The 15,935-nt window shown below is 64.3% G+C and carries 17 protein-coding genes; 14 read left to right on the forward strand and 3 right to left on the reverse strand.

What is annotated here, in order from left to right; genetic code table 11:
- Nucleotides 1-66 precede the first annotated feature (66 nt).
- From Q9246_RS00420 to Q9246_RS00435, 4 genes are all read left to right on the forward strand, one after another.
- Nucleotides 67-1,434 (forward strand): peptidylprolyl isomerase, encoded by a 1,368-nt coding sequence (locus Q9246_RS00420; protein ID WP_306394578.1) that lies wholly within the window; start codon nucleotides 67-69, stop codon nucleotides 1,432-1,434.
- A gap of 4 nt (nucleotides 1,435-1,438) precedes the next feature.
- Entirely contained in the window at nucleotides 1,439-2,518 is a 1,080-nt protein-coding gene (pdxA, locus tag Q9246_RS00425; protein ID WP_306394580.1) for a 4-hydroxythreonine-4-phosphate dehydrogenase PdxA, read from the forward strand.
- A 14-nt stretch (nucleotides 2,519-2,532) separates the two neighbouring features.
- Complete coding sequence (rsmA, locus tag Q9246_RS00430) at nucleotides 2,533-3,306, forward strand: 16S rRNA (adenine(1518)-N(6)/adenine(1519)-N(6))-dimethyltransferase RsmA (protein WP_306394582.1); 774 nt, start codon at nucleotides 2,533-2,535, stop codon at nucleotides 3,304-3,306.
- Between the two features lie 260 nt (nucleotides 3,307-3,566).
- Nucleotides 3,567-3,734, forward strand: coding sequence for a hypothetical protein (locus tag Q9246_RS00435; protein ID WP_306394584.1), 168 nt, complete (start codon nucleotides 3,567-3,569; stop codon nucleotides 3,732-3,734).
- A 177-nt stretch (nucleotides 3,735-3,911) separates the two neighbouring features.
- Here the strand turns inward: Q9246_RS00435 and Q9246_RS00440 are convergent, their stop codons facing one another.
- Nucleotides 3,912-4,547, reverse strand: coding sequence for a hypothetical protein (locus Q9246_RS00440; RefSeq protein ID WP_306394585.1), 636 nt, complete (start codon nucleotides 4,545-4,547; stop codon nucleotides 3,912-3,914).
- 17 nt (nucleotides 4,548-4,564) lie between these two features.
- The gene (locus tag Q9246_RS00445) at nucleotides 4,565-5,152 is read right to left on the reverse strand and encodes a hypothetical protein (RefSeq protein ID WP_306394587.1); all 588 of its coding nucleotides are present in this window, start codon (nucleotides 5,150-5,152) and stop codon (nucleotides 4,565-4,567) included.
- Nucleotides 5,153-5,377: 225 nt separating this feature from the next.
- Between Q9246_RS00445 and Q9246_RS00450 the strand changes: the two genes are divergently transcribed.
- Nucleotides 5,378-6,103, forward strand: a complete 726-nt coding sequence (locus tag Q9246_RS00450) for an HAD family hydrolase (protein WP_306394588.1) — start codon at nucleotides 5,378-5,380, stop codon at nucleotides 6,101-6,103.
- A gap of 84 nt (nucleotides 6,104-6,187) precedes the next feature.
- Nucleotides 6,188-7,216, forward strand: a complete 1,029-nt coding sequence (gene hrcA / locus Q9246_RS00455) for a heat-inducible transcriptional repressor HrcA (protein WP_306394590.1) — start codon at nucleotides 6,188-6,190, stop codon at nucleotides 7,214-7,216.
- Between the two features lie 85 nt (nucleotides 7,217-7,301).
- Here hrcA and fur read toward each other — a convergent pair whose 3' ends face one another.
- A complete protein-coding gene (fur, locus tag Q9246_RS00460) occupies nucleotides 7,302-7,733 on the reverse strand; it encodes a ferric iron uptake transcriptional regulator (protein ID WP_306394591.1) in 432 nt (143 codons plus the stop codon).
- A gap of 79 nt (nucleotides 7,734-7,812) precedes the next feature.
- Here fur and Q9246_RS00465 point away from each other — a divergent pair, with 79 nt between their 5' ends.
- The 8 genes from Q9246_RS00465 (at nucleotide 7,813) to Q9246_RS00500 (ending at nucleotide 15,729) form a co-directional block, all read left to right on the forward strand.
- Nucleotides 7,813-8,430: an outer membrane protein assembly factor BamE gene (locus Q9246_RS00465; RefSeq protein ID WP_306394593.1), complete on the forward strand. Its 618-nt coding sequence runs from the start codon at nucleotides 7,813-7,815 to the stop codon at nucleotides 8,428-8,430.
- A complete protein-coding gene (dapB, locus tag Q9246_RS00470) occupies nucleotides 8,430-9,239 on the forward strand; it encodes a 4-hydroxy-tetrahydrodipicolinate reductase (RefSeq protein WP_306394596.1) in 810 nt (269 codons plus the stop codon). The genes Q9246_RS00465 and dapB overlap by 1 nt, the downstream gene beginning before the upstream one ends.
- 2 nt (nucleotides 9,240-9,241) lie before the next feature.
- The gene (locus tag Q9246_RS00475) at nucleotides 9,242-9,568 is read left to right on the forward strand and encodes a barstar family protein (RefSeq protein ID WP_306394597.1); all 327 of its coding nucleotides are present in this window, start codon (nucleotides 9,242-9,244) and stop codon (nucleotides 9,566-9,568) included.
- Nucleotides 9,569-9,700: 132 nt separating this feature from the next.
- Nucleotides 9,701-12,343, forward strand: coding sequence for a leucine--tRNA ligase (leuS, locus tag Q9246_RS00480; protein ID WP_306394598.1), 2,643 nt, complete (start codon nucleotides 9,701-9,703; stop codon nucleotides 12,341-12,343).
- 8 nt (nucleotides 12,344-12,351) lie between these two features.
- Entirely contained in the window at nucleotides 12,352-12,867 is a 516-nt protein-coding gene (locus Q9246_RS00485) for an LPS-assembly lipoprotein LptE (RefSeq protein ID WP_306394599.1), read from the forward strand.
- A 5-nt stretch (nucleotides 12,868-12,872) separates the two neighbouring features.
- Nucleotides 12,873-13,886: a DNA polymerase III subunit delta gene (gene holA / locus Q9246_RS00490; protein WP_306394601.1), complete on the forward strand. Its 1,014-nt coding sequence runs from the start codon at nucleotides 12,873-12,875 to the stop codon at nucleotides 13,884-13,886.
- Nucleotides 13,887-14,034: 148 nt separating this feature from the next.
- Entirely contained in the window at nucleotides 14,035-15,300 is a 1,266-nt protein-coding gene (locus Q9246_RS00495) for a glutamate-5-semialdehyde dehydrogenase (protein WP_306394603.1), read from the forward strand.
- A gap of 15 nt (nucleotides 15,301-15,315) precedes the next feature.
- Nucleotides 15,316-15,729, forward strand: coding sequence for a CopD family protein (locus tag Q9246_RS00500; protein WP_306394606.1), 414 nt, complete (start codon nucleotides 15,316-15,318; stop codon nucleotides 15,727-15,729).
- Nucleotides 15,730-15,935: the final 206 nt, after the last annotated feature.

Consider the following 15,935-nt stretch of genomic DNA (forward strand, 5'->3'; position numbering starts at 1 on the left):
GTTCAGACTAGCCGTCCATAATCTGCCGTCCATGATGTGAACAATCCTGAAATGAGTGCTTTCCAGATGATGCGTACTACCCGTTTGCAGTCCCTCCAGATGGCGGCAGCACTGCTGTGCGCGCTAACCGCAGGCCAGGCGCTGGCCCAGGACACCCCGGCCTCTACCGGCGGCGGCTTCCTGCCGCCCGCCTCGGCCAATGCCAAGGTGATCGATTCGATCCAGGTCGTCGTCAACGACGAAGTCATCACCCGCAACGAAGTGGCGGGCCGCATGGTGCAGGTCACCCAGAACATGAAGGCGCGTAACGCCCAGATGCCCGACCCGGCCACCATGGAGCGCCAGGTGCTCGAGTCGATGATCGTCGAACGCGCCCAGCTGCAGCTGGCGAAAGAGATGGGCGTCAGGGTCGACGACCGCACCCTGGACGCCACCATCGGCCGCATCGCCGAAAATCAGAAGATGTCGGTGCAGGACATGCGCAACCAGATGGAAAAAGAGGGCATGCCATTCGCGCAGTTCCGCGAAGACATCCGCAACGAGATCATGTTGCAGCGCCTGCGCGAGCACGAGGTCGACAGCAAGATCCAGGTCTCCGAGGCCGAGATCGACACCTATATGGCCGCCGCCAAGGCCGCGGAAGCCGACCGTATCGAGGTCGACATCTCGCAGATCCTGGTGCGGGTGCCAGAGAACGCCTCGCCCGAGCAGATCGCCGCGCGCGCCGCGCGCGCCGAGGAAGTGATGCGCCAGCTGCGCACCGGCGCCGACTTCGCGCGCATGGCCTCGACCTATTCCGACGCCCCCGACGCGCTCAAGGGCGGCGAGATCGGCTGGCGCGACGCCGACCGCCTGCCGCCGATGTTCTCGGGCGAGCTGCGCAAGCTCGAAGCGGGCCAGGTGACCCCGATCCTCAAGACCAATGTCGGCTTCCACATCCTCAAGCTGGCGGGCAAGCGTCCGCTGGGCGGCGAGACCGAAAAATCGGTGGTCGAGCAGACCCACGCGCGCCACATCCTGATCAAGGTCACCCCGACCATGACCGAGGGCGAGGTCAAGCGCAAGCTGCTCGAGCTCAAGGAGAAGATGGACAATAACGCCGGCACCTTCGAAGACCTGGCGCGCCTGCACTCGCAAGACGGTTCCGCCTCCAAGGGCGGCGACCTGGGCTGGCTGTACCCGGGCGACACCGTCCCGGAATTCGAAACCGCGATGAATGCGCTGCAGCCGGGCCAGGTGTCCGATGTCATCCAGTCGCCGTTCGGCTTCCACCTGATCCAGGTCATCGGCCGCAAGAGCGAAGACGTCACTCAGCAGAAGGAACGCAATGTGGCGCGCCAGGTCCTGCGCGACCGCAAGATGCAGGAAGCGATGGAAGACTGGATGCGCCAGGTGCGCGACCGCGCCTACGTCGAGTTCCGCGAGGAGCAGTAACACCATGGTTGCGCCACAGGCGCTTCAGCGCCCGTTGGCGCACCAAAGGCCGGTACTCGCGATCACGGTCGGCGAACCGGCCGGCATCGGTCCCGAGATCGCGATCCGCGCCGCCTGGGCCCTGCGCGAGCAGGCCAACTGCGTGCTGGTCGGCGACGCCGCCTTCCTGGCGCTCACCGCCAGCCTGATCGACCCGGCCATCCGCCTGTCCGCGTTGTCGATCCAGGCGCTGCGCAACGGCGGCTTGCCGCATTTCGGCGTCGAACGCCTGGCGGTGGTCGACGTGCCGCTGGCCGCCCACGTGGTGCCGGGCCAGCTCGATGCCGACAATGGCCTGGCGGTGCTGGCCACGCTCGATCTCGCTATCGAAGGGTGCGGGCGCGGCTGGTTCGACGCCATCGTCACCGCGCCGCTGCAGAAAAGCACGATCAACGACGCCGGCGTCGTTTTCTCGGGCCACACCGAATACCTGGCCGAGAAGACCGGCACGCCGCGGGTGGTCATGATGCTGGCCGGCGCGCCGGCGGGCGACCAGCCCTACCTGCGGGTCGCCCTGGCAACCACCCACCTGCCGTTGAAGGACGTCCCGGCCGCGCTCACGCGCGAGAACCTCACCCAGGTGCTGGACATCCTGCATGCCGACCTGCGCGACAAATTCGGCATCGCGGCGCCGGCGATCCTTGTCACCGGCCTGAATCCCCACGCCGGCGAGAACGGCTACCTGGGCCGCGAAGAGATCGACGTCATCGCGCCGGTGCTGGACGATGCGCGCAGCCGCGGCATCGACGCGCGCGGCCCGTATCCGGCCGATACGCTGTTCCAGCCCAAATACCTGCAGGATGCCGACTGTGTGCTGGCGATGTACCACGACCAGGGCTTGCCGGTGCTGAAGCATGCGACCTTCGGGCGCGGCATCAATGTCACCCTGGGCCTGCCCCTGATCCGCACCTCGGTCGACCACGGCACCGCGCTCGACCTGGCCGCCCGGGGCCTGGGCCTGGCCGACTGCGGCAGCATGGAAGAGGCGATCCGCGCCGCCATGCACATGGTGGCCGCGCGGCGCGCCGCCGCCACTCCCGAATAATCAAGAAAGCAAGCATGAAACACGTCGCCCGCAAGCGCTTCGGCCAGAACTTCCTGACCGACGACCACGTTTTGAACAATATCATCGACGCCATCGGACCGCGCCGTGGCGAGGCGATGGTCGAGATCGGTCCGGGCCTGGCGGCGATGACGGCGCTGCTGCTCAAGTCGCTCGACCATATGCATGTGGTCGAACTGGACCGCGACCTGGTGGCGCGCCTCGAAAAAGCCTATCCGCGCGAGCGCCTCACGGTGCATTCGGGCGATGCGCTGAAATTCGACTTCGGGTCGATCCCGGTACCGGAAGGGCAGAAACTGCGCATCGTCGGCAACCTGCCGTACAACATCTCCAGCCCGCTGCTGTTCCACCTGGCCGAATTCGCCCACCTGGTCGAGGACCAGCATTTCATGCTGCAGAAGGAAGTGGTCGAGCGCATGGTGGCCGAGCCGGGCACCAAGGCATATAGCCGCCTGTCGGTGATGTTGCAATGGCGCTACGATATGGCGCTGCTGTTCATCGTGCCGCCGACCGCCTTCGACCCGCCGCCGCAAGTCGATTCGGCGATCGTGCGCATGGTGCCGACCCGGCGCCAGCTGCCGTGCGACGGCAAGCGCCTGGAAGCGGTGGTGGCCAAGGCCTTCTCGCAGCGGCGCAAGGTGATCCGCAACTGCGTGGCCGGCATGTTCACCGAGGCCCAGCTGCTCGAGGCGGGGATCGACCCGGGCGTGCGTCCGGAAGCGGTCAGCCTGGAGCAGTACGTCGCGCTGGCCAACCTGCCCGTGTCCTGAGCCTAGGGTGTACGGCTCCGCCGTACACGCGTTCACCTCGCTCCTTTCATCAGCGCCGCCCGCCGGCGCTTTTTTACGCCTGGACGCCATCCGAATGCATCCTGTTGCGCCGCAACATACGGGTTATCACGTATTTTCGCCGCCTCGGTAGCCGTTTTTTGCAGTCCATCGCATCCCAGTGGAAGGTCGGGCAGGCACTATCTATAGTGCTTGCATGGACAGCCGAAACGGCATCCCAACCGACCAACCAGGAGCAAAAAATGAACGTCCTCAAGCACATGGAAGCCATCTTCATCGCCGCCGCCATTCTCGCCGGCTTTAGCAGCTACGCGGTCGCCGCCAATGCGCGCTCGGTGGAGGCTTACCAGTCGCAGGTGTCGGTCGGCATGGACAAGATCGCCGTGGTGAAGGTCAGCGCGGCCCGCTGATCCAGCCCATCAACTGACGTAGGCGATGCGGGCAAAAAAAAAGCCCGCTCAGGAGAGCGGGCTGAAATCCAATTCTTTTCTGAGGAGAGTTGGAGGAGACAGGAGTTATTATGCTGCGCGACAGCATATAAGTCCAATTTCTCTTTCAAATACTCGACATAAGAATTTTGTATATCATCAGGCTGGAACGCAATTGACGACGATATTGGTCACTTCGGCGTTCGGCATGGTGCCGGTACCGTTGACCACGGTGCAGACCTGGCCCGTCGGCTGGGCGATCACCACGACGCCGTAGGTCGTCCCATAAGTAACGTTCGGCAGCAGGAAGTCGATCGGCGTGGTCACGCCGTCCGCTGGCTTGGTGACCGTGCCGCTGCCACCCGTACTGCCGTTGGCCAGCACCAGGCCATCCGCAGTCAGGCCATTGACCTTGCCTTTCAGTGCGAAAGCGTTGACATAGCAGACGAAGGTGATGTTGATCTCAGCCAGCCGGCCAGCCGTATCGCGGCCATTCGGTACCGTATTGGGCACGTCGGTACACGTGTCCTGGAATTGCGGTTTCGACTTGAAGGTGACGTTGTACTCGTCACCATACTCGAGCTTGTTCGGGAAGGCGAAGCTGACCGCGGCGCCAGGCGTGGTCGGCACCGGAAGAGCGACTTCCTGGCCATTGGTCTGCAGGACTGCGCCCGGATAGAAGATGCCGGCGACGGTGCCCTTGACGACAAATTCGGCTTTATCGCTGCCGCCGCAGCCGGCCAGGCCCGCGGCCAGGGCCAGCGCGAGCGCAGGACGGATCAGGGAAGACTTCATGCGTGAGGCTCCAAAAATTAAGGGGTGCAGGTAATCGCGACGTTGGTGACGGGCGCCGGGCCGATGACGCCGTTGCCATTGCTGACGGTGCAGGTCTGGCCTGCTGGCTGGGTCAGGATCGTCACGCCATACGGCGAATCTTCAGGGACGTCGGCCATCTTGAACGTCGTCGCGCCAGCGGCGACCTTCACCCTGTCCGAACCGTTGACCAGCTCCAGCTCACCCTTCAGGTTGCCGATGCTGCCCGACAGGCCGTGGCGGTTCAGTTCGCAGGTGACGTAGACGGTGTACACGTGGTAGCCGGCGCGGCCGCTCGGGTTCTCGATCTTGCAGTCCTTGACGTTCGACGGCCTGGACTTGACTTCGACGTTGTAGCGGTCGTCGGTGCCGATCAGGTTGTCGAAATACCACTCGCCGGCGCCGGAACCATTGGCCGGCGGGGTGATGGCCTTGTCGTTACCGCCATTATTGGTCAGCACCAGGCCGGCCTTGGTCACGCCGGTGAACTGGCCGCCCAGCATCAGCTGGCCATCGTCGCCGCCGCAGGCAGTCAATGCGACCGCGCATGCCAGCGCCGCGCCGGCACGCAGGTAGGAACTCTTCATAACATCTCCACAAAATCCAGGGGAAGCGCAGCTGCGCGGTTGGAATAGAAAAATCGCTCAACATTTTAGTTCATTTGTTAGGCAGCTGGACCATTTCGGCCGCATTTGCATTTGTATCATGGTGTAAGCAAGATTTAACATGAGCAACATTCAAAGGTGCACATTGCATTTGGACTGGGGCCTCGCTATGCTGGGGACGCACCTTGTTCCCCTGTCTGGAAACCGATGACCCGCCGCCAAGCCTGGCCGAAAGCCGTCCTGTTCGACCTCGACGATACCCTGTGGCCGATCGCCCCCGTGATCCTGGAAGCCGAAAAACTGTTGTATGCCTGGCTTGGTTTGCATGCGCCGCGGGTGGTCGAACGCTTCACGATCGACAGCCTTCGCCAGGCGCGGCTGGAACTGCTGGCCGCCCGGCCGGAGTTCGGGATCGACCTGGGCGCGCTGCGCCATGCCGGCCTGGTCGCCGCCTTCGAGCAGGTGGGCGAGGATCCCGGCAAGGTCGAATTGGCCATGACCGAGTTCTTTGCCGCCCGCAATGCCGTGACGCCCTACGACGACGTGGTGCCGGGCCTCGAGCGCCTGCGGCGACACGTCCTGGTCGGCTCGGTCACGAATGGCGTGGCCGACCTGCAGACCATCGGCCTGGCCCACCACTTCCAGGCCTCGGTGGCGGCGCATGCTTTTGGGCGCGCCAAGCCCGATCCCGGCATCTTCCTCGCCGGTTGCGCGGCACTCGATGTGGCGCCGGCCGACACGCTGTACGTGGGCGACGACCTGTTGCTGGACGTGCAGGGCGCCCAGCGCGCCGGCCTGCGCGCGGCCTGGATGAACCGCACCGGCAAGGTCAACGACCTGGCCCATGACGTGGCGCCCGACGTCGAAGTGGCCAGTCTCGACGCCTTGCTCGACTGGCTCGATCTCGACGGCGTGCGCGAACAACGACACTGAACATGCGTCACAGCAAGCCTTGTGCTGCCGTGCCACGCCCCAACCTGCCTATAATACGAGCACTATCGAACGTTTCCTGGAATCATGCAACTCGACCACCGTGCCCAAACCCTGCTCAAAGCGCTTGTCGAACGCTATATCGCCGACGGCCAGCCGGTAGGTTCGCGCGCGTTGTCCAAGCTGTCGGGCCTGGAGCTGTCGCCCGCCACCATCCGGAACGTCATGGCCGACCTCGAGGACATGGGCTTCGTCGCCAGTCCGCATACCTCGGCCGGCCGTGTCCCGACCCCGCGCGGCTACCGCGTGTTCGTCGATACCCTGCTGACGGTGGGGCCGATCGATGACAAGGCGGTCGATGCCGAGCGCATGCGCTTGCCCCAGCCATTGTCCAACCCGCAACCACAAAAGCTTATCGCCAACGCGGCGCAGATGCTGTCCTCGCTGTCGCAGTTCGCCGGGGTGGTGCAGAGCCCGCGCCGCGAATCGGTCTTCCAGCAGATCGAATTCCTGCGCCTGGGCGAAAAACGCATCCTGCTGGTGATCGTCGATCCGCGCGGCGACGTGCAGAACCGCCTGCTGCTGCTCGACCAGGATTATTCGCCGGCCCAACTGACCCAGTCGGCGAATTACCTGAACCAGAACTTCGCCGGGCTGTCGTTCGACGCGGTGCGCAAGCGCCTCAGCGGCGAGCTGCAGCAGTTGCGCGACGATATGGGGCGCCTGATGCAGGCGGCGGTCGAGGCCGGCAGCGAGGCGATGGCCGAGGGCGATGACATGGTCATCTCGGGCGAGCGCAACCTGCTGTCGGTGGCCGACCTGTCATCCAATATGACATCGCTGCGCCAGATGTTCGAGATGTTCGAGCAAAAGACGGGCCTGATGCAATTGCTGGACGTGTCGAGCAAGGCTGGCGGGGTGCAGATCTTCATCGGTGGCGAATCGAAGCTGGTGCCGATGGACGAGATGAGCATCGTGACGGCGCCGTACGCGGTCGATGGCCGCATCGTCGGCACCCTGGGCGTGATCGGGCCGACCCGGATGGCCTATGAACGGGTGATCCCGATCGTCGACATCACGGCCAAGCTGCTGTCGAATGCGCTCAGCCATTCCTGATTCCGCACCCCGGATGTGAAAAAGGGCGCATGGGAATATCCCATGCGCCCTTTTTATATAGCGGGAAGTTGGCGAAAAGCGCGGACTATTCCGGCTTGGCGATGCCCCGGCACTGCGGGCAGCTGCCATAGATCGCCAGCGCGTGCTCGACGATCGTGAAGCCGTGCTTCTCGGCAATCATCTGCTGGCGCTTTTCGATCTCGTCGTCGTAGAACTCTTCGACGCGACCGCAGGTGACGCACACCAGGTGGTCATGGTGGGAACCAGCGTTGAGCTCATAAATGGCCTTGCCGGTCTCGAAATGGTTGCGGTTGAGCAAGCCAGCCTGCTCGAACTGGGTCAATACGCGGTAGACAGTCGCGAGGCCCACGTCCATATTGTCAGCCAACAGGATTTTGTAGACATCTTCGGCCGTCAGGTGCCGTACGGAGCTGTTCTGGAAAATTTCCAGGATTTTCAGGCGCGGCAGGGTTGCCTTCAGGCCGCTGGCCTTCAGGTCGGTCGGATTGTTACTCATGTTTGTTACTCGAATATTGGCGGAGTGCTTTATGATATAGCGTTTTGTAAGCTCCCGCTCGAACGATTTGAGGTTATCTATGCCCGTCAAACCAGCCGTACACCATCGATCCAACGCCAAGGCAGTGCTTGCGGCGGGCCTCGCCGCGACGCTGCTGCTGTCCGGCTGCGCTTCCTGGCGCAGCCCGGCGCCGCCGGTGGCGACGGATGCGGCCGCCACTGCGGCCGATGCGGAAAAGTCGGCCGCCATCGCCAATGCCGGCGCCCAGACCGTCCAGGCGACCCGCTTGCAGAAGTTCCTGTGGATCTTCTCGCCCTACCGTCCGGACATCCAGCAAGGCAACTTCGTCTCGCAAGAAATGCTCGACCAGCTCAAGGCCGGCCAGACCCGCGACCAGGTACGCTTCCTGCTCGGTTCGCCGCTGCTGATGGACGCCTTCCACGCCGACCGCTGGGATTACCCGTTCTACCTGGCGCGCGGCAATGGCGAGCTGACCACCAGCCGCGTGACCGTGTTCTTCAAGGACGACGTGGTCGAGCGCTTCGAAGGCGGCAACCTGCCGAGCGAGCGCGACTACATCGACCGCATCGCCGGTCCGGCCAGGAAGAAAGCCGAAGTGCTGCCGCCGAAACCGGCCGATGCACCGGCCGTCCAGATCAATGCCGGCAACACCGAACGCCGTCCAGGAACCCCGTAATGACCATGTTGAACATTGCCGTCGCCGGCGCCAGCGGCCGCATGGGCCGCATGCTGATCGAAGCCATCCAGGACGCCCCCGACATGCGCCTGGCCGGCGCCCTCGACGTGCCGGGCTCGCCCTCCATCGGCCAGGACGCGGGCGCCTTCGCCGGCATCCTGACCGGGGTCGTGATCGAAGACTCCATCAAGCACGGCCTGCACAATGCCGACATCCTGATCGACTTCACCCGCCCCGAGGGCACGCTGAAGCACCTCGAATACTGCGCCGCCAACGGCAAGCAGATGGTGATCGGCACCACCGGCTTCGACGATGCCGGCAAGGCCGCGATCCGCGCCGCCGCCGACAAGGTCGGCGTGGTGTTCGCACCGAACATGAGCGTGGGCGTGAACGTCACCCTCAAGCTGCTCGAGATGGCCGCCAGGAGCTTCTCGGAAGGCTACGACATCGAGATCGTCGAAGCGCACCACCGCCACAAGGTCGATGCGCCGTCCGGCACCGCGCTCAAGATGGGCGAAGTGATCGCCGACGCCCTGGGCCGCGACCTGAAGGACTGCGCCATCTATGGCCGCGAAGGCGTGACCGGCGAGCGCGATCCGTCGACCATCGGCTTCGCCACCGTGCGCGGCGGCGACGTGGTGGGCGACCATACCGTGATGTTCCTCGGCACCGGCGAGCGGATCGAGGTCAGCCACAAGTCGAGCAGCCGCGTCACCTACGCCCACGGCTCGCTGCGCGCCGCGCGCTTCCTGGCGGACAAGGCCAACGGCCTGTTCGACATGCAGGACGTGCTGGGCCTGAAGGGGTAGACATGGCGGTGGCAGAACTGAACGGCGCCGCCATCGCGGACGAAGCGTCGTTCCACCAGCAGAGCAGGGAGGCCTTCGGCTTCCCGGCGACGTATGCGGACAGCATCGACGCCTGGGTCGACTGCATGAGCTATCTGCGCGACGACGAGAACATGACCAAATTCAGGCTCGAGCCGAACGAGGTGCTGCAGATCGTCATCCTGGACGCCGACAGGCTGAAGGCGGCGGCGCCGGACCTGCTCGAAGAACTGACCTTCTGCGTTGGCGGCATCAACGAACGCTACGAGGATTACGGCGAAAAGCCGGCGCTGGAGCTGATCCTGCGTTGAATCCTTGAAGGCAGCGTTCACCGAGACGCTGCCTTTTTCACATTTTCTCCTCCCGCGCGGCGCAATGTCGCAGTGCAAAATGAACGGGTTATAATGACCGGTTCCACATCCCACATTACGTCTGCAGAAATCATGCAAGAAAAATATAGTCCAGCCGAAGTAGAACAGGCCGCCCAGGCCTACTGGAAGTCGATCGACGCCTATAAAGCCGTCGAAAACGACCCGCGTTTCCCGAAAGGCAAATATTACGCCTGCTCGATGCTGCCTTATCCATCGGGCAAGCTGCACATGGGCCACGTGCGCAACTATACGATCAACGACGTGATGTACCGCTACCTGCGGATGAACGGCTACAACGTGCTGATGCCGATGGGCTGGGACGCCTTCGGCATGCCGGCCGAGAACGCGGCGATGGCCAACAACGTGCCGCCGGCCGAATGGACGTATTCGAACATCGCCCACATGCGTGGCCAGATGGAATCGATGGGCCTGGCGATCGACTGGTCGCGCGAAATGACCGCCTGCAAGCCGGACTACTACAAGTGGAACCAGTGGATGTTCCTCAAGATGCTCGAGAAGGGCATCATCTACCAGAAGACCGGCACCGTGAACTGGGACCCGATCGACCAGACCGTGCTGGCCAACGAGCAGGTGGTCGATGGCCGCGGCTGGCGTTCGGGCGCGCCGATCGAGAAGCGCGAGATCCCGATGTACTACGTGCGCATCACCGACTATGCCGACGAGCTGCTCGACCACGTCGACAACAAGCTGCCGGGCTGGCCGGAGCGCGTGCGCACCATGCAGGCCAACTGGATCGGCAAGTCGACCGGCGTGCGCTTCGCCTTCCCGCATGACGTCAAGGACGACAACGGCGCGGCGATCGGCGAGGGCAAGCTGTATGTGTTCACCACCCGCGCCGACACCATCATGGGCGTGACCTTCTGCGCCGTGGCGCCGGAACACGCGCTGGCCCAGCACGCGGCCCGCGACAACCCCGCGCTGCAGGAATTCATCGCCGAGTGCAAGCTGGGTTCCGTGATCGAGGCCGACATGGCGACGATGGAGAAGAAGGGCATGCCGACCGGCCTGTTCGTCACTCATCCGGTCACGCAAGAACAAATTCCGGTCTGGGTCGGCAACTATGTCCTGATCACCTACGGCGACGGCGCCGTGATGGGCGTGCCGGCGCACGACGAGCGCGACTTCGGCTTCGCGAAAAAATACAACCTCCCGATCAAGCAGGTGGTGGCCGTCGAAGGCCAGGAATTCTCGTTGGAGGCCTGGCAGGAGTGGTATGGCGACAAGGAAGCGGGCCGCACCGTCAACTCGGGCAAGTACGACGGCCTCGATTACACCTCGGCCGTGAACGCGGTCGCCGGCGAACTGGCAGAACAGGGCCTTGGCGAGAAGAAGACCACCTTCCGCCTGCGCGACTGGGGCATCTCGCGCCAGCGCTACTGGGGCACCCCGATCCCGATGATCCACTGCGGCGAGTGCGGCGTCGTGCCGGTTCCCGAAGCCGACCTGCCGGTCGTGCTGCCCGAGCACCTGGTCCCGGACGGCACCGGCAACCCTTTGACCAAGGACGAAGCCTTCCTCAAGTGCGACTGCCCGAAATGCGGCAAGCCGGCGCGCCGCGAGACCGACACGATGGACACCTTCATCGATTCGTCGTGGTACTACATGCGCTATACCTCGCCGGGCTCGAACGAGGCGATGGTCGACGCCCGCAACGATTACTGGATGCCGATGGACCAGTACATCGGCGGCATCGAGCACGCCGTCATGCACCTGCTGTACGCGCGCTTCTGGACCAAGGTGATGCGCGACTTCGGCCTGGTGAAGTTCGACGAGCCGTTCGTCAACCTGCTCACGCAAGGCATGGTGCTCAACGAGACCTATTATCGCGAAGACGCGGCTGGCAAGAAGACCTGGTTCAATCCGGCCGACGTCGAGCTGACGTTCGACGACAAGGGCCGCCCACAGAGCGCGGTACTGACGGCTGATGGACAACCGGTCGAAATCGGCGGCACCGAGAAGATGTCGAAGTCGAAGAACAACGGCATCGACCCGCAAGCGCAGATCGAACAGTACGGCGCCGACACCGCGCGCCTGTTCACGATGTTCGCCTCGCCGCCGGAACAGACCCTGGAGTGGTCGAACAGCGGCGTCGAAGGCGCCAGCCGCTTCCTGCGCCGCGTGTGGGCCTTCGGCTACGCGCAGCGCGAGCGCATTGCAGCGAGCTTCAACGGCGAAGCGCAGGGTACGCTGAACGACGACCAGAAAACGCTGCGCCGCGAAGTGCACAAGGTGCTGCAGCAGGCCGACTACGACCTGAAGCGCATCCAGTACAACACCGTGGTCTCGGCCTGCATGAAGATGCTCAACACGCTGGAGTCGGCCAAACTGGACGATTCGGCCCCCTCGAACGCGATCGTCGCCGAAGGCTTCTCGATCTTCCTGCGCCTGCTGAACCCGGTCGCGCCGCACATCACCCACGCGCTGTGGCAGGAGCTGGGCTTCGCCACCGCCCATGGCGACATCCTGAACGCCGCCTGGCCGCAGGTCGACCCGGCCGCGCTGGAACAGTCCGAGATCGAGATGATGATCCAGGTGAACGGCAAGCTGCGCGGCTCGGTCAAGGTGCCGAAGGAGGCCGACAAGGCCGCCATCGAAGCCGCCGCGCTGGCATCGGAAGCGGTGCAGAAGTTCATCGAAGGCACGCCGAAGAAGGTGATCGTGGTGCCGGGCAAACTCGTCAACATCGTGGTGTAATGATGACCATGTCGAACAAGACCCTGGTGCGTGCGTTGGCTGCGATGTTGATGGCCGGAGTATTGGCTGGCTGCGGCTTCAAGCTGCGCGGCAGCGACGGCCAGTACAACCTGCCGTTCCACAGCATCTGGCTGTCGTTCAGCGAAGCCTCGCCGCTGGGCACGGAGCTCAAGCGCAACCTGCGCGCGGGCGACAACGTGCGCATCGAGACCGATGCTTCCAAGGCCGAGGCCCTGTTCGACGTGATCAGCGAATCGCGCGGCAAGGCGATCCTGTCGCTCAACAGCCTGGGCCGGGTGCGCGAGTATTCGCTCAGCTACACCCTGGTGTTCCAGGTGCGCGACGCCAACAACCGCCAGCTGCTGGCGCCGACCGAGATCACCCTGCGCCGCAATATCGCCTTCGACGAAGGGCAGGTGCTGGCCAAGGAATCCGAAGAAGCGCTGCTGTACCGCGACATGCAGTCCGACCTGGTGCAGCAGATCCTGCGCCGCCTGGTGGCGATCAAGCCGGCAGGCGCCTGACAACGATGCAGTTGCGGCTCGAGGCGCTCGACGGCCACCTGTCCAAGGGGCTGGCCCCCTTGTACGTGATCACCAGCGACGAGCACCTGCTCGCGCTGGAAGCGGCCGACCGGATCCGCAAGACGGCGCGCGCGCAAGGCTATACCGAGCGTGACGTGCTCACGGTCGAGCGCAGCTTCAAGTGGGGCGAGCTGCTGGCCGCCAACCAGGCCTTGTCGCTGTTCGGCGACAAGAAACTGATCGAGCTGCGCATCCCGACCGGCAAGCCGGGCAAGGACGGCAGCGCCGCGCTGCAGAGCTATGCGAAAGACCTGAGCCCCGACAACCTGACCCTGATCACCTTGCCGAAGCTGGATTGGCAGACCGCCAAGTCGTCGTGGGTGACGGCGCTACAGCAGGCGGCCGTCTACATCGACATCCCGAACGTCGAGCGCGCGCACCTGCCGGGCTGGATCGGACAGCGCCTGTCGAGCCAGGGCCAGAGCGCCGAGCGCCAGAGCCTGGACTTCATCGCCGACCGGGTCGAGGGCAACCTGCTGGCGGCGCACCAGGAAATCCAGAAGCTCGGCCTGTTGTACGAGCCGGGCAAGCTCGGTTTCGAGCAGGTGCACGATGCGGTGCTGAACGTGGCGCGCTACGACGTGTTCAAGCTGTCCGAGGCGATGCTGGGCGGCGACCCGGCGCGCCTGGCGCGCATGCTCGAAGGCTTGAAAGGCGAGGGCGAGGCGCTGCCGCTGGTGCTGTGGGCGGTGTCCGAAGAAATCCGCACGCTGCTAAAATTGAAGACCGGGATGGCGCAGGGGCGCCCGCTGGGCGCGCTGCTGAAGGAATACCGGATCTGGGGACCGCGCGAGCGGATGATGGAACCGGCGCTGCGCCGCGTGTCGCTGGGCACGCTCGAAGCGGCGCTGCAGGAGGCCGCGCAGGTCGACCGCATGGTCAAGGGCTTGCGCTCGAAGCAGTTCGCGGGCGATGCGTGGGATGCGATGCTGCAGCTGGCGTTGAAGGTGGCGCGGTAATCATGGCGCGGCCGGTCGGCGCCGGTTGAACGCGTCGGCGGGAGACCCGCCAACCCTACGTAGGGTTGGCGGCTTCGCCGCCGACGCGTTCAACGCACACATGCAAACCCGTTCCGACCAAACACAATGTAACGCAACGGGAATCACGATGGACATCACCGCACACATGCACCAACTGGGCCGCCAGGCCAGGGCCGCCTCGCGCGCGATGGCGCGCGCCGACACCGCGACCCGCAACCGCGCGCTCGAACTGATCGCCGCCGCCATCGAACGCGATGCCGACGCATTGCGCGCGGCCAATCAAAAAGACCTGGATGCCGCGCAGGCCGCCGGCCTGGCCCCGGCCCTGATGGACCGCCTGGCCTTGTCGGATGCCGCGATCGCCACCATGGTCGCCGGCCTGCGCCAGATCGCCACCTTGCCAGACCCGGTCGGCGAGATCTCGAACATGAAGGTGCGCCCGAGCGGCATCCAGGTGGGCCAGATGCGGGTGCCGCTGGGCGTGATCGGCATCATCTACGAAGCGCGTCCGAACGTGACGGTCGACGCCGCTGGCCTGTGCATCAAGAGCGGCAATGCCGCCATCCTGCGCGGCGGCTCGGAAGCGATCCACTGCAACCGCGCGCTGGCGCTGCTGGTGGCCGAAGGGCTGGCCGGCGCCGGCCTGCCGCAAAACGCCGTGCAGGTGGTCGACACCACCGACCGCGCCGCCGTCGGCGCCATGATCACCATGCCGGAATACGTGGACGTGATCGTCCCGCGCGGCGGCAAGGGCCTGATCGCGCGCCTGATGCAAGAGAGCACGGTGCCGATGATCAAGCACCTGGATGGCATCTGCCACGTGTACATCGACGACAAGGCCGACATCGAGAAGGCGCTGGCGATCGCGTTCAACGCCAAGTGCCACCGCTACGGCACCTGCAACACGATGGAGACGTTGCTGGTGGCGCGCGGGATCGCCCCAGGCGTGCTGCCGCGCCTGGCCGAGATGTATGCGGCGAAAGAGGTCGAGCTGCGTGCCGATCCCGAGTCGCATGCGATCCTGGCCGGCTACCCGCACCTGGCCAACGCGGTGGACGAAGACTGGTCGACCGAATACCTGGCCCCGATCCTGGCGGTGAAGGTAGTGGCCGATATGGATGAGGCCATCGACCACATCACCGCCTACTCGTCGAAGCACACCGAATCGATCGTCACCGAAGACTACACGCGCGCCATGCGCTTCCTGCGCGAAGTAGACTCGGCCTCGGTGATGGTGAACGCCTCGACCCGCTTCGCGGATGGCTTCGAGTACGGCCTGGGCGCCGAGATCGGCATCTCGAACGACAAGCTGCATGCGCGCGGCCCGGTGGGCCTGGAAGGACTCACCTCGCTCAAGTACGTCGTGTTCGGGCACGGCGAAGTTCGCAACTGAGAATAAGGGAAACGCATGTACCTCTGGATCAAGGCCCTGCACATCGTCTTCATCGCCTCGTGGTTCGCCGGCCTGTTCTACCTGCCGCGCATCTTCGTCAACCTGGCCCAGGAAACCAATCCGGCGGCACTCGAGCGACTGCAGGGCATGGCGCGCCGGCTGTACCGCTTCACCACGATCCTGATGGTGCCGGCGCTGCTGCTCGGCCTGTGGCTGGCGATGATGATCGGCATGAAGCATGGCTGGTTGCATGCGAAGCTGCTGCTCGTGGTGCTGGCGATCGGCTACCATCATGCCTGCGGATCGATCCTGAAGAAATTCGAGCGTGGGGTGAATACGCGCAGCCATACCTGGTTCCGCTGGTTCAATGAAGTGCCGGTGATCCTGCTTTTGGTGATCGTGATCCTGGCAACAGTCAAGCCGTTTTAGTTGGCAGCACCCTAACGCTTGAACCGTCGTCCCCGCGAAGGCGGGGACCCAAGTTTGCTTGCATGGTCACGAAGGCATGTGCTTGTGGCTGAACATAAGACTTGGGTCCCCGCCTGCGCGGGGACGACGTCTTAAAGCAGTTGGCAGTAAATATTCGACGGTCATCCCGCACCACGGCTGACGCGTTATTCAACACAGTTTCATCA

This window comes from Telluria beijingensis (assembly GCF_030770395.1).
GTDB lineage: Bacteria > Pseudomonadota > Gammaproteobacteria > Burkholderiales > Burkholderiaceae_D > Telluria > Telluria beijingensis.